Source organism: Microcystis sp. LE19-10.1B (assembly GCF_027530565.1).
In the GTDB taxonomy this organism is placed as follows: domain Bacteria; phylum Cyanobacteriota; class Cyanobacteriia; order Cyanobacteriales; family Microcystaceae; genus Microcystis; species Microcystis aeruginosa.
In genome coordinates this window covers 1-21,737 of sequence record NZ_JAPZQM010000148.1, presented here as the reverse complement: position 1 = coordinate 21,737, position 21,737 = coordinate 1, and the positions used below count along the sequence as shown (strand labels likewise).

Genomic DNA, 21,737 nt, shown 5'->3' with positions numbered 1-21,737 from the left:
AGACCAGTGTATCTCGACTACTCGGTTAGTGCATTAACCATCGAATTGGGATAACCCCAGTTACCAGTGAATAGTAAACACCCATCTTTCTTTTCCGTCAGTTTAAAGTCAACAACAATGGAGAAATAAACCCCATGTTAACTAGCCATAACCCTCTTACTAGCTCCCCTAAACCATCTATCTCCTTTGATAGTGAAGGAATTCGAGAAAAATTAGCCAATTTAGAGCAGCCTTGTTATGTATATGTCAAAAATAACCAGATAGGACTTTCTCACGAACCTAATGCTGATATACTGCCCCGTAGCATGATTAATGCCCTATCACCCCAACAATTAGGCGATCGCGCTTTTTGTGACTTTCATGGTTTAGACTATGCTTATGGGGCGGGTGCAATGGCCGGGGGTATCGCTTCCGAAGATTTGGTGATTTCTCTGGGAAAAGCGGGATTTTTAGCCAGTTTTGGGGCAGCCGGGTTAGTTCCCCAACGGGTTGAAAAAGCCATTCACACCATTCAAGAAGCTTTACCCAATGGACGATATGCCTTCAATTTAATCCATAGCCCCTCAGAGGAAGCCCTAGAACGGGGTTCAGTGGAACTTTACCTCAAATATGGGGTAAGAACTGTTGAAGCCTCTGCTTACCTGGATTTAACCCCCCATATTGTCCGTTACCGAGCATCAGGATTACATCTAAATTCTCAAGGCGATATTGAAACCCAAAATAAGATCATTGCCAAAATTTCTCGGACCGAAGTTGCTCAGAAATTCTTAAAACCTGCTCCCCCTAAACTGCTGAAAGCTTTAGTTGAACAGGGACAAATTACAACCTTACAAGCAACTTTAGCTGAAAAAGTTCCTTTAGCCGATGATATAACCGTTGAAGCTGACTCTGGTGGTCACACAGATAATCGTTCTTTGGTTTGCCTTCTCCCTTCTATTATTGCCTTACGCAATGAGATTCAACAGCAATATCAGTATGAGCGTTCTATTAGAGTGGGGGCTGCTGGTGGGATTAGTACTCCAGAATCAGCCTTAGCGGCCTTTATGATGGGAGCGAGTTACATTATCACAGGTTCGGTGAATCATGCTTGTATTGAAGCGGGAACATCTGAACATACCAAACAATTACTTGCCCAAGCAGCAATGGCCGATGTGGTAATGGCCCCTTGTGCTGATATGTTTGAAATGGGGGTGAAAGTTCAACTCTTAAAACGGGGAAGTTTATTCCCCATGCGCGCGCAAAAATTATATGATTTGTATCAAACTTATGAGGGAATTGATGCCATTCCGACCGAGGTTCGTCAAACCATAGAAAAGCAAATTTTCCAAAAACCATTAGAGGCCGTTTGGCAAGAAACCCTTGCTTATTTTCAAGAGCGAGATCCCGAACAAATTGAACGAGCAAATAATAATCCTAAACGGAAAATGGCTTTAATTTTTCGCTGGTATTTAGGGCTTTCTTCTCGTTGGGCAACCAGTGGACAGCCACAACGAACAATGGATTATCAAATTTGGTGTGGTCCGGCGATGGGTTCATTTAACGATTGGGTTCGAGGAACTTATTTAGAATTTTCCGAAAATCGCAAAGTGGTGGATGTAGCTATGCACATCATGCGCGGTGCAGCTTATCTCTATCGTCTGCAAAGTCTGAAGTTACAGGGGGTTAATCTTCCGTCCCACTATCATTTTTATCGTCCCACTCCCCTTTAAAAACCCTCTTAAGCTAAACGGCTTTTACTTCGGATCACCGATATAGACTCCAAAAGGGTTATAGCTATTGGATCATGCAGGTTAAGCGCCGTTTAGCTTACTAACCTTGTGCTGGAATTTTCCCATGATGACTAAAAATGCCAATTCTCCCTTTTCTGTTGGACTTCCCGCCCTTTATTTAGTGGCCTTTTTATCGGGAATTTCCCTAGGGTTATTTAATCCCTTTGTTTCTACCCTTATGAAAGAAAAGGGTTACGACAATATTGTTATTGGGGCAAATTCTACTCTTTACTTTTTTGTCATTGCCGCAGGAACACCGATTGTGGCTAGTATTCTTCGCCAAATTGGATTAAGAAAAACCATGATGTTAGGATTCCTTTTAATGGGAATAACTGCACCTCTATTTGCCTTTACTACTCAATTATCTCTTTGGTTTATCATTCGTGGCGTTATGGGTTTGGCCTGTTGTTTATATCTGATTTCTGGACAAACCGCTATTAACTATTTTTGTAATGATCAAAATCGAGCCATGGTTAATGGTTTAGATGCTTTAGCTTTTAGCTTAGGTTTTGGTATCGGTCCGATTATGGGAGCAGTCGCCTATAATCTTTCTCCTAAGATCACTTTTTTATTAGGAAGTGGCTTGATTTTAAGTGGAATTGTTGTTGTCTTTTTTGGATTACCAGAGAAAACGGTTAAGTTTCAAAAGCCCAACTTTAGCATTATTCAAAAGCTCAAACTTCCCCTACAAGGAGCTTTTGCTTATGGCTTCAGTGTTGCCACCTTAGTTTCTCTTTATCCCCTTTGTTTACTCGAACAAAACTATGGCATTGAGCGCATTGGTTTGATTTTTGGCTTGTTTATTTTAGGCGGATTAATTTCAACTGTTCCTATTACTCATTTAGCTGATAAGATGGGGACAGTTAAGGTTTTAGTCGGTAGTGTAATTATTGTTATTGTTTCAGTTTTTGGCTTATCTTTAATCGAAAATCCCATGATTACCCCCTTTTTAGCTTTTGTCTCTGGGGTAGGAATGAGTCCCATTTTTCCCTTATCATTAGCCCTGATTGGTTCTACCGTTACCCTTAATGAATTATCCTCCGGGAGTGCTGTCTTTACCTCAATTTATAGTGCAGGTTGTACCGCCGGTCCCATTCTATCAGCTATTGTCATGACCATGATGGGAACTCGGTATATCTTCTCATTAATGTTAGTCATTTTTGTCTTATTTTTGCTGAGTTTAAGTCAGTCCCAAAAGTCCCATCCTGACTATCAACATTCTTCGGAGAATAGTTAGGAAAGTTTCTTAAATTTTAACCCCACTAATTAACCCCCTTCACAATTTATTCAAGGACAAAATTATGGAAAAATTAGCAATCATTGGTTCGGGTATTTCTGGCACACCCATTGCCTATTATCTTCAAGATCAATATGAGGTTGATGTCTATGAAAAAAGTAAGCTAAACGGCGCTTAACCTGCATGATCCAACAGCTATAACCCTTTTGGAGTCTATATCGGTGATCCGAAGTAAAAGCCGTTTAGCTTAGTCGTGTCGGCGGTCATGCTCACACCTTAGATTTGGATGAGGAGGGTCAACGGATTTCTTTTGATACGGCTTTTGTGGTTTGTAATAAACCTAATTATCCCAACTTGATGAAATTTTTTGCTGATTTAGGAGCAGAGACTCAAGATCATTTAGGTGGCTTTAATTTCTATAATTTAGATACTGGAATGCAGTTTAATTCCCTAGATCTAGAGCTGCCGATGGAAGAATTTGCCCGTCAACAACCTCCAGAATTAGTAGCTTGTTATCAAGAAGCTAAACGCTTTTTCTCTGAAGCGCGGGCTGATTTCTGGGAAGGAAAAACGAGAATTTCTATGCAAGAATATCTAGATAAAAATAACTATAGCCAATCCTTCCGAGATAACTTTGTCATGCTAATGGGATCAGCCGTTTGGTCAATTCCGACAGACTTGTTAATGGAGTTTCCAGCTTCAACTTTTATCAGCTTTTTTATGACTCATGATCAAGGAGGATTGGGGGGAAAAACGGTCGAATGGCAAACTGTTAAAGGGGGAAGTAGTCGTTATGTTGAAAGGGTCAAAGATGCTTTAAAGAAACCGATTCGTACTGAACAAGAAGTGATTTACGTTAAAAAAAGAGAAGACGGAAAAGTAACGGTAAAAACGACCACAGATGAAGAAGTTTATGATAAGGTGGTTATGGCTACTCACGCTGATCAAGCATTAGGAATACTAGCTGAACCAACCCAGTTAGAACAGCAAATATTAGGCTGTTTTAAATACAATGAAACTGCCGTCACTGTTCACACTGATCCGGTTATTATGAACCCAGATCGCAGTAAATGGCAATCATGGAATTATGGGCAAGTAACTAAAGAAGGAAAGCTTTATACTTATGTGACATATTATGCTAACAAAGTCCATAATTTTACGGCTAAGAAAGATTATTTTGTTTCTCTAGATACCCCCCCCATCGCCATTGATGAAGACAAAATTATCCGCATTCTTAAGTATCGACATCCAGCTTATGACATGAATACTCTAGAAGCCCAAAAACAAATTTATCAACTCAATGAAACTGGCCCCATTTATTTCTCAGGGACTTATTTCCACATCAAAAAACGAGGCATTGATTCCTATGGATTTCATGAAAGTGGCATCGCTTGTGCGGTTGAATTAGTTGAACGTTTGAAAAAAGGGTAATATTTTGCAAAATATGGAATAAAGAATGAGTAATTATGCTTTAAGTATTTTGCTTGACTCTTTTTAGTCAATTTAGCCACAGCTAACCGTAAGTTTCTTAAAAGAAGTTGAAGAATTCCGGTCTTTTCTGAAACCTCTTTTAAATTAGAGAAAACACTCTTGACTACAAACTCCAAAAAATCGACACAGGAGACTTAACAATGAACTCAAAACATCTAGTAACTCTATTAGGATTAACCTCTGTAATCGCTCTTAATCCTGTTCTTCCCGTTAAAGCTGAACCTGTTATTTATATTGAAACAGGGGGAAAAGACAGTCTTAACTTTGATCCTAATGTACTAGCCGTGTTAGAAAGAATTGGTTTATCTTTGGCATCGGTTGAGAATACTGATACTCCCGCACAGGGATATGATTATGCTTTTGATATTCTTCCTCCAAGTTATGACCCTAATATAAGAGGAACGGATTGGGTATTTAGTTACGATGGAGAAACAGATAATTATGAGGCGATTAGTGGAACAACTGAATTGACTGGAAGTGTCTTTTTCAACGTTGATCAAACTAAACTTAATCTTCCTCCTGTGTTCGAGATCGGGGATTTTTCTGCCTTCTTTGAAGTTAATACCGATCCCAATATTCCTGAGCCTTACTTTGTTTTTGTGAGAGATACAGCCAACACAGGTCTTCCAGTTTTTAGCACCGTAGCACCCGGCTTACCTAATGTTGATTTGGTCAATAATACTTGGATTCTAGAACCTTTAGGAATTCTTTTAACAAAGGAGTTGAGTGATTTTTTAATAGCAGCAGGAGCAACGGAACCTGTTGAAGGATTACAATTAGCTGTAGCCAGAGGAGATCGTACTTTTACTCCCTTTGCTGCTTCTGTTCCCGAACCTACAAATCTGGTGGGAATTTTTTCGATTGCAGGTTTAGGGTTAATTATGAAACTCAAAAAGTCGGTTTAGTTAACCGCAGCCTAACTAGAATTGCTGCATGGTGCATAATAATTAGACAATCTTGAATTGCTGTCAGCATAAAATTTTTAGTAATTTAACCCTGTAATCCTCAGTAAGAAACAAAGAATTTACAAATTGCGCCAAAGATTCTCCATTTTGCTGAGGAATTTCCCATTTTAAACTAGATATAGATGATGTCTAGATAGGGTTGGCTAAATAAATCTAAAAACCTTGTTGGATAATATTTTTAGGCTTTTTTGAAATCAAAAAGTGCCAGCCATTGGAGGGATCGGGGGGGAAATTTAGGCTCTTCTCGACTTTCTGTGATAATTTTTGCTTATGGAATCGTGAAATGTTTACTGAGAAAGACTTTTGGGACTATTTTTCTGAAGAAACTATCATTATAGACCTCGTTTCCACACAGAAACCAGAAGAGCCAACTTTAGGCACTTTTTCCCTGAAAATTAGGTAATTGACCCCCTGAAAATCGGTAAAACCCTACACCCTATCCCCCACACCCCACACCCGACCCCCACCCAAAAACTTTTTCAGCAGACCCTAAATGCAAGGATCGGGAGACAAATCCCAATCCGTTCAGGATAATCGCTTTCACGACTTGCCCAGCTGTGACAATTTCTCCTGGAACCCATTGATACTTGTTCGTTAATAATTTCAACGATTCCTATTTCATCTATAATTCCAGCTACTAATCCTAGATGGTCTAGATTTTTAACTTGAATTTCTGTTGATTAAGTCATGGTCGAACAGCCCACTCGCCTCAGTTTTCCAAGAATATGACGGTTAAAAACGGCGATTTAACTCAATTGAGGTAAATTACCGAAAAAATGCCGATCATCAACCTTAATTCTCAAAAACTGGTTCAAAATTGATTCATAATTTCCATATAAATATGTTCTAACTGTACGGTCTGACGGGCGATAGAATCAATATTAATGCCGTCGAATGCCCGAATAATCTCGCTTAATTCTAGGTGTTCATCTAACCAAAAAGCTAAATCTTTGCCGTAAAATTTGGGAGTAAATCCTAATTGTTTACCTCGATTTATTGCAGCTTCTTGATCCTGGGTATCCATGATAATAATTTCTTTCGCAGGAATATGCTGACGCAGCTGATTTAAATTACCTTCGGCAATAATACGACCTTGTTTTAAAATGCCGATACGTTGACAGAGACGCTGTGCTTCATCGAGGAGATGGGTAGTTAATAAAATTGTCATTCCCTGGCGCCGTAATTCTCCGATTAAATCCCAAATTTCATAGCGAGATTCGATGTCTAAACCGGTAGTTGGTTCATCAAGAATTAATAATTTTGGCTGATGAACAATAGCCACGGCAATATTCATTCGGCGCTGCATTCCACCGCTTAAAGTTTCCACCGGACTACGGGCGCGATCAAGCAAATTTACTGCGGATAAACTGGCTTTAATCCGATGACGACGCTGGGGGCGATCGAGTCCATAAATCTGAGCAAAAAAGTTGAGATTTTCCTCACAAGTAAGGGATTTGTACAATAAATTTTCTTGCGGTGCAACCCCAATTAATTCTTTAGTAACTCTAGAAATTGGCAAATAATTAAAGGTAATTTCTCCCGATGATGGTTTCAATAAATTACAAATTAAATTAATAGTGGTGGTTTTTCCCGCACCATTGGGACCGAGTAAACCGTAAATTTCCCCCGCTTCAATATGAAAGTTTAATTGATCTAATACTAAGCGTCTTCCGTAATTTTTTTTGACATTATTAATAGTCAGCATTTTTAATAAAGTAACAAGGATAGTCAGGATTTTTTAAGCCATCAGCCGTCAGCTAGGTAATAGAACAAATGACATGGAAATTGGCTAATTACACTGAAAAATAAGAAGCTGAATAACTGATGGTGGGTTACGGCGAATAGATAAATTAATGATTAAGTCTGATAATTTGTCTCCGCCTAACCCACCCTACCTAACTGATCACTGATAACTGATCACTGATAACTGATTTACAGTCGGCGTTCAAGGTTTAACATTTGTCGATAGGTAAGCCAACCACCTGCTACCATAGCTAGGGCAAAAAGACAGAGAAAGCGAAAATGAGAGCTAATATCTTGGAGATTTTCGCCCTTTGCCCAAACAGCAATTAAAGCTTCATTCATGTGGTAGATCGGGTTATATTTAGCCAGAGATAGAATATTGTCGGGGAATAAAGCAGTCGGGAGAAAAACGCCGCCTAAAATTAATAAAGGAACCCCAAAAGTTCCCACCAAAGCATTAACATCTTCTGTTCTTTTCGCCAGTTGAGTACCAAGGATAAATCCTAAACCCACATAGGCGGTGATACTAAGGAAAATAATTAATAATTCTAGAGGAATTGAGCCTTTAAAAGTGGCTCCATACTGTTTAGCAATAGAATAAACTAAAACTGTCTGACAGGCGGCAATCGCACAATGGGCGAGAAAAATGCCGATGAAATAGGAAACACCGCTTAAAGGCGATAAAAATAACCGTTTAATCGTTTGTTGTTCCCTTTCTGCTACCACCGTTGCCACGGTTCCCCCCAAACAACTAAAGAAAAGTGCCGCCCCGACGAGGGTGGGAGGAGTAGCCAGAGCCATTGCCTCAGCAAGCTCAATTTTGCCTTTTTCTGCCATAATATAGCCATTTAAGAGCAGGACAAGGATCGGGAAAATGCCCCAGAGGATTAAGCTACGCCCGCGCCGGATTAATTCCACTAAAATTCGTTGAGCGATCGCTAAAATTTCCTGCCAATATTTCATAGAATGTTAGTGTAATTGTTTCTCCCTGTAGAGAAATAAGTTTTTCTACTTTGTGACTTAGGGTTATTGTAAGTGTTCCAGAGCTTGATCGGCGCGCAATCTTACCACTATTTCCGCTTCTGTCTCCCGAATCTGTCCTAAAAGTTCCCGAATCGCCCCGCGAAATGCCGCCGCCGCAGTTCCTAATCCCTGCAATCCGACGATCGCCGCATATCTAACCACCCACTCTGGATCCCCTTGCAAAAGTTTCTCCAGTGCTGCAAAAACCGCATTCTGAGCCTCAGAAACCCGACTTTCCTCCAAATCAGACCAAATTATATTTCCTAAGCCCCTAGCCGCCCCTCGCCGCACGCTAAAGGAAAAATCACTCACCGCCGCATCAAGCAATAAGTCCAATCCTCGCACATCGCCAATTCCCGCTAGGGCCCGGGTTGCCCAAGCTCTCGCCCCATAATTATAACCGTCTAGGTTGGCCAGTAAATAGGGAACCGCCGCTTTGCCGATGGCGATTAAACCATCCACGGCTGCCACGGAGGCACCGGGGTTATTATATCTCAGGACATCGGTGAGGGTGGGTATTGCCGCTTCACTTTTGGCGGCGGCTAAGTTTTCCACGGCGGTTAGTAACCCATTGGCTGAGTCGGCTTTTTCGACGGCAATAATTAAAGTCTCAACGGTAGGAAGCATTGGTTATCAGTAGAAGGGATGAGGGGTGTAGGGGTTAGGGAGTGGGGTGTGGGGTGTGGAGAAGTGGGGAACTGGGGTGTGGGGTGTGGGGTGTGGGGTGTGGGGTGTGGGGTGTGGGGTGTGGGGAGAATAAATAAAATAATCTCCTGCCTCCCGACGACCGGCTACTGACGACCGGCTACTGACTGCTAACTCCTATCTCCTAACCCCACCAACAAACTTTTAAAGATAATTTTATCGCCAAACTTTTTTCTGTAAAATTTGACTAATTTCTTGGGGAAAAGGACAATCATCGGGAAAGTTAAAGGATTGATAATTGGGGTTATCTCGCAAGCTTTTTAAAGCCGTGGCATAGCAATCTAAAAATACTTGATCCCAGTAGAGTTTTAAACTAGGAGAATCGGTCAAAAGTTCTTCTAGTTCCCGTTGACTGCGCCTAATAGTTTCTTGCCAACCTCGATAATCCTCAACGTAATCAGTATAGCAAAGTTTGAGGCATTGTTCTAAGATGGTGGTTAACCGGTTGCGGAGTTCACGTTTTTGACTTCTGCCCAAACTTTCTATCTCCTCGATCAAGTTTTCCCAGTCAACTTGATCAAAGTTTTTTTGTTTTAAAAGAGTGATTGTCTCGTTTAGCCAGCCGACATAATCAGTTTGAATTAGCATAAAAACCTCTGGATTGCATCGGTTTTAATTTAGATACAAAATAACCAATGATTAATTACAATAAACTATCCATTAAAGTGAGAATTTCGGAGATATTTTCGCCGCTAGAATTGGTTTTTAGATGGTTTTCTAAAAGTTCCTTGAGAGCAACCAGTTTCAGACTATTTTCCGCCAAAGTATTAGCGATCGCAGGGGCAGCCGGCAGATAACCCGTAGCACCTAAATCCATTAAAGCAGAACGACGCAGCTGTAATTCTTCCCCTTGCAAGGCCTTAATCAGAATATCGCCATAGTGGGGGTTAGCTGTGAGTTGATAGAGGGCGCGAGCAGCCGCATAACGCACTTTTTCGACGAAATGGTTTAAAAACGGTTCGATCAGGGGAATCGCTGCCTTCGCTTGCAGGGTTCCCAATGCCTCGATAATCGCCTCGTAAGGTTGGACTAAATGGGGTTTTCCCGCCACTAAAACAGCCCCTTCGATGCCACCCTCTAATAGTTTCTCTAAAGGTGCGATCGCGCTTCGATCCTTAAGCATTTCCAATGCCTGGGCCGCCGATTCGCGCACATAATAATCTTCACAGTCGAGACAGGCAATCAAAGCGGGAACACAACTGAGATCATCTAATTTCCCTAAAGCGCTGGCAGCATTGCGTCGCAGGGGATAACCGCCATCGGGAGTGCGATCACTATCGTCCTCCAAAGCGGCAATTAAGGCCGAAATCGCCTCCGGTTGACGAACACGAAATCTACCCAACCACCAAGCAGCATAATAACGCGCGCCTAGGTCTTCTCTTTGCTGGATATTAGCGATCGCTTGTTCAACGGTATAGGCCGGATTATCGACGGCAGCAGAGTAAGAATCGCTCATAGACAAGTGAAAATGGGTGTGGGGTGTAGGGTGTGGGGTGTGGGGTGTGGGGTGTGGGGTGTGGGGTGTGGGGTGTAGGGTGTGGGGTGTGGGGTGTGGGGAAGTGGGGGGATGGGGAGAATAAATAAAACCTGTCCCCTTACTCCTGTCCCCTTACTCCTTACTCCTGTCTCCTGACTCCTGTCTCGGAGAATACTGATAACTGACTCAGTTTTTCATAGTTGCTGCGCCATTGCCAATACCAGAATAAATTAAACCCCGTTGAGCATCGAGACTAATGATCACCCCTTCGCGGATAATTTTCGTGGCATCTTTAACCCCGACAATAACAGGAATACCCAATTTTAAACCGATAGTAGCGGCGTGATTATTCATCGCGGTATCTTCGGTGATAATTCCGCCAGCTTTCCGCATCATATCCACATATTCGGCGCTGGTGGTGGGAACGACTAAAATCTCCCCACTACTAAAACTACCCACTTCCCGGGCATTATGGGCCACTCGCGCCCGGCCACTAGCCACACCCTGGCCGATACCCGTACCTTTACCCAAAAGGGATTTTACCACTTCCACCTTAATTAAATCCGTGGAACCGGCCACCCCTTGCAGAGTTCCCGCCGTCATCACCACTAACTCACCATCCGCTAGGAGGTTATTTTCCTGGGCGAGATTCATCGCCACTTGAAAAGTTTGGCTGGTGGAGGGTAAATCGAGCAATAACATCGGTTTTACGCCCCAAACTAGCTGTAACTGCTGTGCCACTTCTCGATGGGGAGTAACGGCTAAAATCGGGGTTTTGGGGCGAAATCGGGAGACGTTACGGGCAGTAGAGCCGGTTTTTGTCAGGGTAATAATTGCCGCTGCCCCCAATTGTTCGGCAATTTGACTAACTGCCGAGGAAATAGCGTTAGGAATCGATTGTTTATTGTTAGAGCGAGCGGCACTATTTATCTGTTCCCGTTCGATCCTTTCGGCAATGCGGGCCATGGTTGCCACCGCTTCGATGGGATAATGACCCACAGCCGTTTCATTGGAAAGCATGACCGCATCAGTGCCATCTAAAATCGCATTAGCCACGTCCGAAACCTCGGCGCGGGTGGGACGAGGATTACTGGCCATACTGTCAAGCATTTGAGTGGCGGTAATAATCGGGATGCCTAGCTGATTAGCGGTATTAATCAGGCGTTTTTGCAGGATTGGCACGTCTTCGGCTGGTAATTCTACTCCTAAATCCCCCCTAGCCACCATAACACCATCACAGAGGGATAAAATTTCCTCCATTTCCTCGATCGCTTCGTGTTTTTCAATTTTAGCGATCACGGGGATAGATTTACCCGCACTGGCGATTAATTCTTTAATTTCGAGGATATCTTGGGGATTACGCACAAAACTAAGGGCGATCCAATCCACATCCCACAGCAGTCCGAACATTAAATCTTTTTTGTCCTTATCGGTTAAAGCTTTCACCGACAGATAGACGTTGGGAAAATTTACCCCTTTATTACTGGATAAGACACCCCCAACCACCACGCGACAGGACAGGTCTCCTTTCAAACGATCCACTGATTCCACCCGCATTTCGACCTTACCATCATCGAGGAGAATTCTCGAACCTTCTGGGACTTCTTGGGCCAGCGAGGGATAGCTAATGGAACTTATTTCCTGATTACATTCCACATCCCTAGAAGTAAGGATAAAGGGTTCCCCCGGTTTCAGGGTAATCGACCCACAGGCAAATTTACCTAAGCGAATTTTTGGCCCCTGTAGATCCTGAAGGATGCCAATGGGTTGATTGAGTTCAAAGGCTAACTGACGGATCAGGTTAATGCTGTGACGATGGTAATCGTGATCGCCATGGGAAAAGTTTAATCTAAATGTCGTCGCCCCCGCCTTGATCATCTGACGTAATGTTTCCTTATTTTGCGAGGCTGGGCCAATCGTGGCCACAATTTTAGTGCGACGGGGGAAAGACAGAGAGTGCATAGATAAGCAACTAAATAGGCGAAGTAAATATAGCAGCGTTTGGGACGCTCCGATCATCTTCTCATAAATGGTTATACCCAGTGAAAAGTTAAAAGCAAAAAAACGGTGAGATCTATAAATCCCACCGTTCTTATTTACCAAGTCCGTCAACTCAGCTTAGAAACGGAAAGTTGTCCGGAGGACACCGACAAAAATGGTGTCGTTATTACGGTTGTTAGCGTTGAAGATCGCATAGGCACCGGGGGTAATCAGGATGTTTTTGGTGACTGGGAACTTATACTGAGCTTCTACCATGTAAGAGGTGCTGCTTTCTTTATCGGAACGGGGCACTTGACCACCACCTAAAGAAAACGCCGCACCTTCGGCAAAGAGGTCGAGAACGGAGAGGTTAAGGTTCCAAGACCAGATACCAGTGTTATTGTCTCCGATCGCATCATTAACTCCCGTGGCCGAAGCATCGGCGTAACCAGCCCAGCCCGCTAGATTTAAGACTCCTGGGATAACTTGGGCGCTCGCCTGAAGACCGAAACGGTTAGCAGTAGTACCAACGTTACCGAAGGGACGCTCGGTGAGAGGGCTGCTGACGTTACCGAATAAACCAGAACTCATACTGGCTGCAGTTTGATAACTGTAAACGTAAACGAAGTTAATATCGGCAAATTTGATGAAGGAGAAACCAACCTGAGCACCCGCACTGTAGGAACCGTTAAATAAACCGCTACCAGGGTTAGGATTGCTGGCACCATTAGTCCCACCCTCGGCTAGGTAGGTTCCCGTAACTTGGAAAACATCGCCAATGTTGAATCTGACCCCAGCACCAACACCGGAAGGACCACGGAAAACGATGTTATTGTAGCGTTGACCGCGAGATAAAGCACCTGTACCGCTATCGGCGAGGAAGGGGTTAGCAGTGATGAAAACGTCATCTAGGTTTAACTGGTTAGCACCAACCCAAACGGTGATGTTACCGAAGGGAGTGCCGATGGGAGCGCGGTAGAACAAGTCATCGATGGTTATGTCATTGTCCCGGCCATCATCGTATGCCAGACGGGTCATGTTGGTTACCGTCGGTCCGTTTTGGTTGAAGGTATTGTTAAAGTTACCCGCTTGTAAACGGGTTCTCAACAAATCTTTACCGGTGAAGCTGGTTTCAAAGTTGAGTCGTACCCGATTATTAAATACTGTTTGAGTTTCATCTTGATTGCTGCCATCAGTCACCGTACCGTCGGTATTGGTAACGGAAGCTTGACCACCCCAGCTATCGGCGATACTGAAGATGACCTCGCCTCTGAGTTTGGTGGTGGTAGAAAATTGATTGTTTTCCAAGAAAGCAACGCGCTGTTCAAGGTTATCCACTCTAGCTCCTAAAGCCGCTAGTTCGGTTTCAAATTCTTGAACAAGACGTTTTAATTTATCGATATCTTCTCTGAGTACACCGACACCATCTTGAATTAAACGTTCCATGACGTTTAAACAAGCGTTTAAACCTGCGGCAAATTCCCAACGAGTGGTGGCGCGATCACCACGGAAGGTACGGTCGGGATAACCCACGATACAACCGTAACGTTCCACAAGACTTCTTAATGCCTCGTAGGCCCAAGCGGTGGGAGATACGTCCCGCAGTTGGTTAACGCTAGTCACCTGGGACATGGAACCCTGATAAACACCCGTATTAATCTGCTGACTATTTTGGGCGCGTTGAATGCGATCGAGTTGTTGTTGCGCTACTGGATCAACCTTGAGTTGAGGTGTACCAGGCATAGTTTGAGCCACTGCGCTGCCAGCAGCCGCTACGGAAGCACCTAATACTAAAGGAGTTACCTTTACTAAATTCTTGAATAGTTTTGACATGGGTCAATCCTCACACCTTCTTCTATGGATTGAATGGACTATGAATACAAACAGACTATATGTTTAGCCTGCAATTATAATCACATTCTATGCTAATTCCCTCTTGTCTAGGTTAAGTTAATTTTATGATATGACAGAAAAATTTCTGTCTGATCTTATTAAAATTAGGAATTACGCACTTTACAAATTAACCATGATGTGCATCAATGAAAATCCCTCCTTTCAGACTTTCGGCGATTAACTTCCCAACGATAGCGATCGCTCAAAAGTGATCAAAAAATCACGTTAAAATGCCCGAAACCCATACATCACATTTAGTCAATCCTGTCAATGGGCAATTCCTAAAGATTTTGTTAAAATATCAGCCTTATCAGTTATCAGTTATCAGTTATCAGATGTGAGTTTTCAGTTCACTGTTTACTGTTCACTGTTCACTGATAAAATCTCCCCACTTCCCCACTTCCCCCCGCAACGCGCACGAAGTGGTCTCCCCACTTCCCCACTTCCTCAACAATAGTTGTGTGAGCTAGGCTCGATCGAGTAAGTTAGAATCGAGGATGATAGATATAGTGCTAGACTTGGGGGTCAGGATATAGATCGACTCCTTGAGTTAAAAACAGCAAGATTGCTGCTGAAAACTGACGGCTATAGATAAAGACTCGATTCTTGAATTTAAGCACCGAGAAGGGAGATAAAGATGGTCAATTTTGGGCTGAATTCGGCCAGTATCTTAGGAATTTTTCTGGCAGTGGCCGGAGCGGGATTATACTTCCTGCGCTCGGTGCGGCCGGAACTTTCCAGGGATCATGATATATTTTTTGCCGCCGTTGGTTTACTGTGCGGTTTAATTCTACTTTTTCAAGGGTGGCGACTGGATCCGATTTTGCAATTCGGACAATTTTTGCTGACCGGGGCAGCGGTGTTTTTTGCCTTCGAGACGGTAAAATTGCGGGGTTTAACCACGGAACAGGCCCGCCGCGGCACGTCTTTTGTGGATGAACGTCCTGTGAGTCGGGAATATCGGGCCGAATTAGAACCCCTCGACACCTATGAACCGGAGGAACGTTACGAAGATAATCCCCGTTTACGCGGTTACGATGATCCCCGCTCTTCCCGCACTTCTAGTTATCAGGACGAGGAACCCCGCGGCACCCGCACCCGTCGGCCGGCCGATACTAGCGGTCGCAAAACGGCTAATCGTCGTCCCCGCAATAGTTCCCCCACTAGCGATCGAGATGTTTATGATCAGCGCCGTAGCGGTGATGATTGGGAAGAAACCAGTCCCCGTCCCCGTCGTCGTCCCGCTAGTGAAGAAACGAGCAGTAAATTGCCCCGCACTGGACAAAAACGTCGTCCTCGCCCAATAATTGAGGATGATCCGCCATTTAAAGGGGAATACGTCGATTATCAACCGATCGATCCTAGCGATACGAGCGATCGAGAAGATTGGCAGAGACCGGATAATAGTGAACGGGAGTCGAGTAATGATCATCCGACTAGGTTTGATTATTAAGGAGTAGGTCCGATGACCAAAGCTCCCTTTTTACTGTTTATCTGCTTGTTTTTAGGGGTTATAGGCGGTTGTAATCTCAATAACCCCGGTTTCTCTACAGGAACCCTAAATAGTCGCTATAATGACGAAAAACCCGCCCTGAGCGGTGATGGTCGTTGGCTTGCTTTGCTGTCTAATCGTCGCGGTAGTAATCAGATGCTGCTTTATGATTTGCAGACAAAACAATACCAAGCCCTAGGGGGATTATATACGGGTCAAGAAATTACCGATAGCCCCAGTTTAAGCCAAACGGGGCGTTATCTGGCTTATGTGGTGATTATTGAGGGTCGTCCCGTCATCGCTTTATATGACCGCATTACCGATCGCTCTGAGTTATTGAGTCAAAATTATCGCGGTTGGTTACGAAATCCCCGTCTTAGTCCCGACGGTCGTTATCTTGTCTTTGAGTCCGCTCGTCGGGGACAATGGGATGTGGAGGTTCTCGATCGCGGTCCGAATATCGAGTTAGATATTGCCGATGGCAGTCCCGTTGAAAGTCCCAAACCGTGAAACGTTATTTTTTTATTAGTCTTGTTGCTGTAATTAGTTTGTTAACTGGATGTGCGGGTTATCCCAGTTTATTGTCTTTTCCTTTCGATCGAGGGGGGAGAACTTTAAACAGTGCTGCTAGTGAATTAACTCCCTATCTTGCCTCTCGCTATCTCGTTTTTGCGTCCGATCGCAATGGTTCCCAAGCTATCTATCTTTTTGATGCCATCGATCGCCGTTTACTGCCTTTACCCGGACTAAATTCTCTCGATCAGATCGCTTCTAGTCCTTCCATTAGTGAAGATGGTCGTTATATCGTTTTTACTGCTAGTCGTCAGGGAAAAACGGCTATTTATCTGTATGATCGACAAACTCAACAGAGAAGGGAAATTGCTCCCGATCTGCTCGCGGAAGTACGCAATCCGATCATCAGTGCCGATGGTTCTAAAGTGGCTTTTGAAGCGGCAAAAAATGGGCAATGGGATATTATGATTTACGATCTATCCGGACGGGTATTAGTCAATGAAAATCAGTGATCATTAGACCTCTTATAAAAATCAAAAATTGTTGTTAGGGTTAGGAGTCAGTAGCCAGTAGCCGGTCGTCAGTAGCCGGTCGTCAGTAGCCGGTCGTCAGTAGCCGGTCGTCAGGAGAATTAAGAATGAATAATAATCAATTATAGCGGTTTTCAGTCTAATGAGGTATAGTAAATCCCTTGATAGATAGGCGTTTCAGCGTTGCAATCGGGACTCACTTCTGTGAAAACCGCTATAAATGGTATATTTACAGATTTTATGCCATTTAATCCTTATTTTTGCCGTTTTTGAACCCTCAAAAATTATCTTAAACCCATAGCTTTTAGTCGATGTTCTAGAAATTGTTTTCCCTGTTTTTCCCCGTCAGCAATCAGACGCTGGATATTGGCAGGAGAGCGATCGAGTTTACTTTCATAGTTGAGACTATTGGCTAATTCCGCCGACATTTCGATCATAGGAATATGGTAATCTTGATCGGGATCTTCCGGGAAAGATTTAGGAATTTTAAATGGTTCTGTTAAGGCGATCTCGCGCAAGAATTCTTCTTTAAAGGCTCCTTTGAGAAATAATTGATTGAGAAAGTCAATCTGATCGAGACCTTGAAATAGGGAAACATTGCCTTCTAATTCATTGCGGCGATCAGCAATATCATCGGATTGCACGGGGATCTTATCTCTAGAGGTGGGATTAATTTTAATTACCCAAATTTCATCGGGAATATTTTCGACTCCGACAAATTCACGGCGAATTAAAGAACGGATGGGGGGATTATCGGAAAATAGTCCATCCCAGTAGGCCATAGTTTCAATGGTGACGGCAGGAAAAATGTTAGGAACACAGGCAGAAGCTAGGATATGTTCAATTTTAACTGCTTCCTCGCGCGAGTTAAATTTACTTAATTTTCCTGTCAGGACATTACAGGCCCCCATTAATAAAATTGGTGGTTCTGGTTTAGCTCCCCAAGTGGCTAATTCCGAGAAATCAATATGCGCTCTTAGTAACTGATCAAAGTTGGTAAAGCGACCGCGTAAACCGTAGGTAGCTAGGGAAAATAAGGTTTTAGTAATTGGAGAGGAAGGACTGAGATTATACTGGGGAATTAATCCTTTGCTGGCTAATTCTAGAGCTTTAATAGCTGAGTCATTAAATAGCTTTTCTTGGGGAGTTCGAGCGCTATTATCTTCCCAAAAATCAATCATTCTTTTCCAAACGACGCTATCACCTTTTTTGAGAGCATACCAGGTGAAAAATGCACAGATAGCACCGCCAGAAGTACCACTGAGACTGACAATATTAAAGTAATCTTGCACTTTATTGTCAAATAATGCTTTCAAGGCACCGGCAGTAAAAGCAGTTTGACTACCACCTCCCTGACAAGCGATCGCAATTTTGGCTTTCATAAATATCCTTTGAATGGCTTCTATCTAAGCCCTAGGCTTTTAATTTAAGGTTAATTGAAAACCTAGAATCAGAGCCAAAAATATAGAAATTTTTCTGATTTTCAGAAGAGCTGCTCGGTAGATGTTGCCATCACTTCTAGAAAAGGATAAGTAGGTAGGTATTAAAAACTTTCAGATGCCCCCTTATTAAGGGGGGATTAAGGGGGGACTAAGGGGGGATCGGCACCCCCCTTATTAAGGGGGGCAGGGGGGATCGAACCTAAAATCCATTTTTAATTTAATTATAACCAGCTACTTATGGTTTCAAGGGAATTGTCTAGGTAATTAGCTGAAGCCATCAGCCTGCGGCTATATCCAAGCGATAATAACTAGAAAAATGGAAAAACTGATAACTGATAACTGATAACTGATAGATTAAATCACCGTCCCGTCGGGAATAGTGGCATTTTTGAAAATAACCACGATGCCGCTGCGAACATAGAAACCTAAATCTTCGCGATTAGCTTCTTCCACACGATCTTTGTTAACAATTAAAACATTGGCACCAATGCGAGCATTTTTGTCCACAATTGCCCGACGAATAGTCGAACCAGGGCCGATACCCATGGGAACTTTGGCATTTCCGATGAGACTTTCCCGTTCGGGGAAAGACTCATAAAAGTCCGATCCCATCAGCATTGTATCCTCGATCGTGCAGTCTTTGCCGACTCGACTACGAATACCTAAAATCGAGTGATGGATGCGACATTCTTTGAGAATACAACCTTCAGAAATCATCGATTCTGTCACCGTACAATTGAGCATTTTTGTCGGTGGCAGATAGCGAGAACGGGTATAGATGGGGGCTTTTTCATCGTAGAAACTAAAGGCGGGATTTGGTTGTTGGGTCAAGGCGAGATTAGACTCATAAAAGGCTTCAATCGTCCCGATATCCTCCCAGTAACCCTTAAATAAATAAGCCTGAAGATTGTAGTCTTTAGCGGCCGAGGGAATAATTTCCTTACCGAAATCGGTCTGTTCTTTATTGGCATCGAGCAGATCGATTAAAACATTCTTTTTAAAGACATAAATTCCCATGGAGGCGATGTAGGGATTTTGACGGGCCTGGTCCGGATTTAAGCCTAAAATCGTCGTATCTACCCGCATTCTTGCCAATTCTGCCCCTTTGGGTTTCTCATAAAAATCGACAATTCGCCCCGAATCATTAATTTTCATCACCCCAAAAGCGGAGGCGCGACGTTCATCGATGGGAACCACCGATAAAGTGATATCGGCGTTGGTTTCCCGATGGCGTTCGATGAACTTGCTGTAGTCCATGCGATAGAGATGATCTCCCGAGAGAATTAGATATTCATCGATATCCCAATCCTTCATCGTCCAGATATATTGTCGTACCGCGTCGGCCGTGCCTTGGAACCATTGAGGATTTTCCATGGTTTGTTGAGCGGCCAAAACTTCCACGAAACCATCACTAAAACCCGTAAAATTATAGGTACGATTGAGGTGACGATTGAGGGAAGCGGAATTAAATTGCGTCAACACATAGATTTTGTCAATCTGGGAGTTAATACAATTACTGACGGGAATATCGATTAAGCGATATTTTCCCGCTAGGGGGACGGCAGGTTTTGCCCGCAGTTTCGTTAACGGATAAAGGCGAGTTCCAGCCCCGCCACCTAAGATAATAGCTAATACTTTTTTCACGCGCGTAACCCTCGCGATTGGCTGTTTCCTTCTCAAAGTAAGTGTAGGATGATAGCGCACCTTATTGATAGAGGGGAAACAAAAATCTAGATCTAAAAGTCATCAAGAGGGAATTGATCGGAGTCTTTGCGGATAAATTCGCTAAAATCATGAATTTTTGGGCTAAATCATTAATATTCACCTTTTTTATCCCTTTACCGTACCTAATGCCCGCCACGGTGACTGGCGATCGCTGTTCTTGGTTAGCCCAAGGTTCCGATGTACAGACTTTCGGTAAACAGGGCCAAAGCGGAAAAGCTGGCAAGGTCGGCGGCCAAGGCAAAAATAGTGACAGTTTAACCCTTTTTCTCGATGGTTCTCCCCTAAAACTCGATATTTCAGGACAAAAAGGGGTCGATGGTGAAAATGGCAGCAATGGCAGCGATGGCAACTGTAGCGGTCAACCGGGCAACGTAACCAGAAATCTCCAGGCGGCCGGTGGTGGTAACGGTGGCAATGGGGGTGATGGGGGTGATGGGGGCAATGGCGGCGCTTTAACCCTCTATGCCACTAATTTAGATTTTTTAAGACAAGTAACGGTCAATGCGGCCGGAGGCGCTGGGGGTTTTGGGGGTCAGGGAGGCCAGAGGGGCAAGGGTTGTCGCTGTTCCCAACCCTTCTGGACAATTCAAACCTGCAGCGGTAGGCCGGGTGATGCCAATTATAGCTGTACCACCAGAGAATTTAGCTGTCAGGATGGTCTCGATGGGGCGACGGGTAATAGTGGTCGTAACGGTCGCGAGGGTCGTTTAGGACAGTTAACTTTAATTCAAATCGATCGCCCTTTAACTGCCGATCAACCGAGCGCAACTGTTCCCCTTTCGGAGTTAAAAGAACGGGGTTATATTCTATCTAAAAATAGTTGGGAAACTCGCACCGGGGCAGTGTCTTTATTTGCCCCCGGTTCCCTGATCGATGATCAATATCGGATTTTAGTAGATCGATCGGAACGTTCTTTTATTTTAATTTGGAATGCCCCCCAAGAGTTTAACCGGTTTGCTAATCAGCGTTTTACTTTAACCCTCGATGATCAAAAGGAAATGAAGGTAACTGTCCCCAGTGACCTCTGGATCGAGGGAACCACTCAAAAACGCAATAATGTTACGGAATTTGTCGTTTATAATGCTGTTTTTGAACGAGATGTCACCCAATTAGAAGCAAAAGGTATTACAGGAAATGGTACTGATTTAAGGCTTTTTCTCGAAGATAAAGCTTCCCAATCGAATTTAATCGGCACTAAATTTAAAGTGCGTTATCGCATCACCCGTTGGCAAGCAGACGACCTGCAAACCAGTCCCAGAACTGATTTTGTCACTCGCTATGAAGGAGATATGCCCGCTAATTTAGTCCGACAGGACGGCAATCAATTTATTCTGGATATCGGTCAATTACCCTTACCTGTGGAATCTTTGCGATCGGGTACTGGGGTAGAAATCGAGTTACTTGCTACGCGTTCTTTTGCTGGTTATTCCAAAGAACAAAAAATCGTCATCCGCGACACGATTAAAGGATCAAATATCCTGCGGAGATAAGTCAAAAAAGTCCCCTTCTCCTTTCTCCGGTGCAGTGTTAACCAGTAATTTAGATAGTCAACTTAAGTAGCTGGTTATAATTAAATTAAAAATAGATTTTAGGTTCGATCCCCCCTTAGTCCTAGGGTTGATTCATAGTAGGGTTGATTCATGAATCAACCCTACCCTTAGTCCCCCCTTGATAAGGGTGGTGTCTGATAATTTTTAACGCCTACCTACTTAGGAGATGGCTTTTATTTATTCTCCCCCCGCAACGCGCACG

18 protein-coding genes and 1 pseudogene are annotated in these 21,737 nt (G+C 43.5%); 9 read left to right on the top strand and 10 right to left on the bottom strand.

Annotation, left to right across the window (positions count from 1 at the left end):
* The first annotated feature begins 134 nt into the window (after positions 1–134).
* The 5 genes from O9332_RS05295 to O9332_RS05275 all read left to right on the top strand — a co-directional run bounded on the left by O9332_RS05295 (position 135) and on the right by O9332_RS05275 (position 5,402).
* Positions 135–1,709, top strand: a complete 1,575-nt coding sequence (locus O9332_RS05295) for a PfaD family polyunsaturated fatty acid/polyketide biosynthesis protein (RefSeq protein WP_288024073.1) — start codon at positions 135–137, stop codon at positions 1,707–1,709.
* A gap of 124 nt (positions 1,710–1,833) precedes the next feature.
* On the top strand, positions 1,834–3,006 hold the full coding sequence (locus O9332_RS05290) for an MFS transporter (RefSeq protein WP_287672057.1): 1,173 nt from the start codon (positions 1,834–1,836) through the stop codon (positions 3,004–3,006).
* Between the two features lie 64 nt (positions 3,007–3,070).
* Positions 3,071–3,184, top strand: coding sequence for an NAD(P)-binding protein (locus O9332_RS05285; protein WP_288024070.1), 114 nt, complete (start codon positions 3,071–3,073; stop codon positions 3,182–3,184).
* Between the two features lie 104 nt (positions 3,185–3,288).
* Entirely contained in the window at positions 3,289–4,437 is a 1,149-nt protein-coding gene (locus tag O9332_RS05280; RefSeq protein ID WP_288024068.1) for an NAD(P)/FAD-dependent oxidoreductase, read from the top strand.
* 200 nt (positions 4,438–4,637) lie between these two features.
* Entirely contained in the window at positions 4,638–5,402 is a 765-nt protein-coding gene (locus O9332_RS05275) for a PEP-CTERM sorting domain-containing protein (protein WP_288024066.1), read from the top strand.
* Between the two features lie 550 nt (positions 5,403–5,952).
* Here O9332_RS05275 and O9332_RS05270 read toward each other — a convergent pair.
* From O9332_RS05270 to O9332_RS05235, 8 genes and pseudogenes are all read right to left on the bottom strand, one after another.
* A pseudogene (locus tag O9332_RS05270) lies at positions 5,953–6,133 on the bottom strand (DUF4277 domain-containing protein); the annotation flags it as partial.
* A gap of 140 nt (positions 6,134–6,273) precedes the next feature.
* Positions 6,274–7,167 (bottom strand): ABC transporter ATP-binding protein, encoded by an 894-nt coding sequence (locus O9332_RS05265; RefSeq protein ID WP_002789959.1) that lies wholly within the window; start codon positions 7,165–7,167, stop codon positions 6,274–6,276.
* A gap of 227 nt (positions 7,168–7,394) precedes the next feature.
* Positions 7,395–8,168, bottom strand: coding sequence for an ABC transporter permease (locus O9332_RS05260; protein WP_002761938.1), 774 nt, complete (start codon positions 8,166–8,168; stop codon positions 7,395–7,397).
* Between the two features lie 63 nt (positions 8,169–8,231).
* Positions 8,232–8,855, bottom strand: coding sequence for a C-phycocyanin alpha-cysteine-84 phycocyanobilin lyase subunit CpcF (gene cpcF / locus O9332_RS05255; RefSeq protein WP_002761939.1), 624 nt, complete (start codon positions 8,853–8,855; stop codon positions 8,232–8,234).
* 234 nt (positions 8,856–9,089) lie between these two features.
* Positions 9,090–9,521, bottom strand: a complete 432-nt coding sequence (locus O9332_RS05250; RefSeq protein ID WP_288024063.1) for a DUF29 domain-containing protein — start codon at positions 9,519–9,521, stop codon at positions 9,090–9,092.
* A 55-nt stretch (positions 9,522–9,576) separates the two neighbouring features.
* Positions 9,577–10,389 carry a C-phycocyanin alpha-cysteine-84 phycocyanobilin lyase subunit CpcE gene (cpcE, locus tag O9332_RS05245; protein ID WP_288024060.1) on the bottom strand — a complete coding sequence of 271 codons (813 nt, stop codon included), beginning with the start codon at positions 10,387–10,389 and terminating at the stop codon, positions 9,577–9,579.
* 207 nt (positions 10,390–10,596) lie between these two features.
* Positions 10,597–12,372: a pyruvate kinase gene (gene pyk, locus O9332_RS05240; RefSeq protein ID WP_002761942.1), complete on the bottom strand. Its 1,776-nt coding sequence runs from the start codon at positions 12,370–12,372 to the stop codon at positions 10,597–10,599.
* Between the two features lie 156 nt (positions 12,373–12,528).
* Complete coding sequence (locus tag O9332_RS05235) at positions 12,529–14,223, bottom strand: iron uptake porin (RefSeq protein WP_288024058.1); 1,695 nt, start codon at positions 14,221–14,223, stop codon at positions 12,529–12,531.
* Between the two features lie 697 nt (positions 14,224–14,920).
* On the opposite strand from O9332_RS05235, the gene O9332_RS05230 reads away from it, so the two are divergent.
* From O9332_RS05230 to O9332_RS05220, 3 genes are read left to right on the top strand one after another with little or no spacing between them, the layout of a single operon-like run.
* Positions 14,921–15,736, top strand: coding sequence for a Ycf66 family protein (locus O9332_RS05230; protein ID WP_288024055.1), 816 nt, complete (start codon positions 14,921–14,923; stop codon positions 15,734–15,736).
* Between the two features lie 12 nt (positions 15,737–15,748).
* The gene (locus tag O9332_RS05225; protein WP_002761945.1) at positions 15,749–16,285 is read left to right on the top strand and encodes a TolB family protein; all 537 of its coding nucleotides are present in this window, start codon (positions 15,749–15,751) and stop codon (positions 16,283–16,285) included.
* Positions 16,282–16,800: a TolB family protein gene (locus tag O9332_RS05220; protein ID WP_002761947.1), complete on the top strand. Its 519-nt coding sequence runs from the start codon at positions 16,282–16,284 to the stop codon at positions 16,798–16,800. Before O9332_RS05225 ends, O9332_RS05220 begins: the two co-directional genes overlap by 4 nt.
* 302 nt (positions 16,801–17,102) lie before the next feature.
* On the opposite strand, the gene O9332_RS05215 is transcribed toward O9332_RS05220, so the two are convergent.
* Positions 17,103–18,200 carry a patatin-like phospholipase family protein gene (locus O9332_RS05215; RefSeq protein WP_287733163.1) on the bottom strand — a complete coding sequence of 366 codons (1,098 nt, stop codon included), beginning with the start codon at positions 18,198–18,200 and terminating at the stop codon, positions 17,103–17,105.
* A 414-nt stretch (positions 18,201–18,614) separates the two neighbouring features.
* Positions 18,615–19,904, bottom strand: a complete 1,290-nt coding sequence (locus O9332_RS05210; RefSeq protein ID WP_288024052.1) for a glucose-1-phosphate adenylyltransferase — start codon at positions 19,902–19,904, stop codon at positions 18,615–18,617.
* Between the two features lie 206 nt (positions 19,905–20,110).
* On the opposite strand from O9332_RS05210, the gene O9332_RS05205 reads away from it, so the two are divergent.
* Complete coding sequence (locus tag O9332_RS05205; protein ID WP_288024107.1) at positions 20,111–21,475, top strand: collagen-like protein; 1,365 nt, start codon at positions 20,111–20,113, stop codon at positions 21,473–21,475.
* The last annotated feature ends 262 nt before the right edge of the window (positions 21,476–21,737 follow it).

What these genes read in the sequence shown, in the direction of transcription:
- O9332_RS05205 (WP_288024107.1), top strand. Translation starts at nt 20,111, where the DNA reads ATGCCCGCCACGGTGACTGGCGATCGCTGTTCTTGGTTAGCCCAAGGT.
- O9332_RS05295 (WP_288024073.1), top strand. Translation starts at nt 135, where the DNA reads ATGTTAACTAGCCATAACCCTCTTACTAGCTCCCCTAAACCATCTATC.
- cpcE (WP_288024060.1), bottom strand. Translation starts at nt 10,389, where the DNA reads ATGAGCGATTCTTACTCTGCTGCCGTCGATAATCCGGCCTATACCGTT.
- O9332_RS05265 (WP_002789959.1), bottom strand. Translation starts at nt 7,167, where the DNA reads ATGCTGACTATTAATAATGTCAAAAAAAATTACGGAAGACGCTTAGTA.
- O9332_RS05250 (WP_288024063.1), bottom strand. Translation starts at nt 9,521, where the DNA reads ATGCTAATTCAAACTGATTATGTCGGCTGGCTAAACGAGACAATCACT.
- O9332_RS05275 (WP_288024066.1), top strand. Translation starts at nt 4,638, where the DNA reads ATGAACTCAAAACATCTAGTAACTCTATTAGGATTAACCTCTGTAATC.
- O9332_RS05290 (WP_287672057.1), top strand. Translation starts at nt 1,834, where the DNA reads ATGATGACTAAAAATGCCAATTCTCCCTTTTCTGTTGGACTTCCCGCC.
- O9332_RS05285 (WP_288024070.1), top strand. Translation starts at nt 3,071, where the DNA reads ATGGAAAAATTAGCAATCATTGGTTCGGGTATTTCTGGCACACCCATT.
- O9332_RS05260 (WP_002761938.1), bottom strand. Translation starts at nt 8,168, where the DNA reads ATGAAATATTGGCAGGAAATTTTAGCGATCGCTCAACGAATTTTAGTG.
- O9332_RS05235 (WP_288024058.1), bottom strand. Translation starts at nt 14,223, where the DNA reads ATGTCAAAACTATTCAAGAATTTAGTAAAGGTAACTCCTTTAGTATTA.
- O9332_RS05215 (WP_287733163.1), bottom strand. Translation starts at nt 18,200, where the DNA reads ATGAAAGCCAAAATTGCGATCGCTTGTCAGGGAGGTGGTAGTCAAACT.
- pyk (WP_002761942.1), bottom strand. Translation starts at nt 12,372, where the DNA reads ATGCACTCTCTGTCTTTCCCCCGTCGCACTAAAATTGTGGCCACGATT.
- O9332_RS05225 (WP_002761945.1), top strand. Translation starts at nt 15,749, where the DNA reads ATGACCAAAGCTCCCTTTTTACTGTTTATCTGCTTGTTTTTAGGGGTT.
- cpcF (WP_002761939.1), bottom strand. Translation starts at nt 8,855, where the DNA reads ATGCTTCCTACCGTTGAGACTTTAATTATTGCCGTCGAAAAAGCCGAC.
- O9332_RS05230 (WP_288024055.1), top strand. Translation starts at nt 14,921, where the DNA reads ATGGTCAATTTTGGGCTGAATTCGGCCAGTATCTTAGGAATTTTTCTG.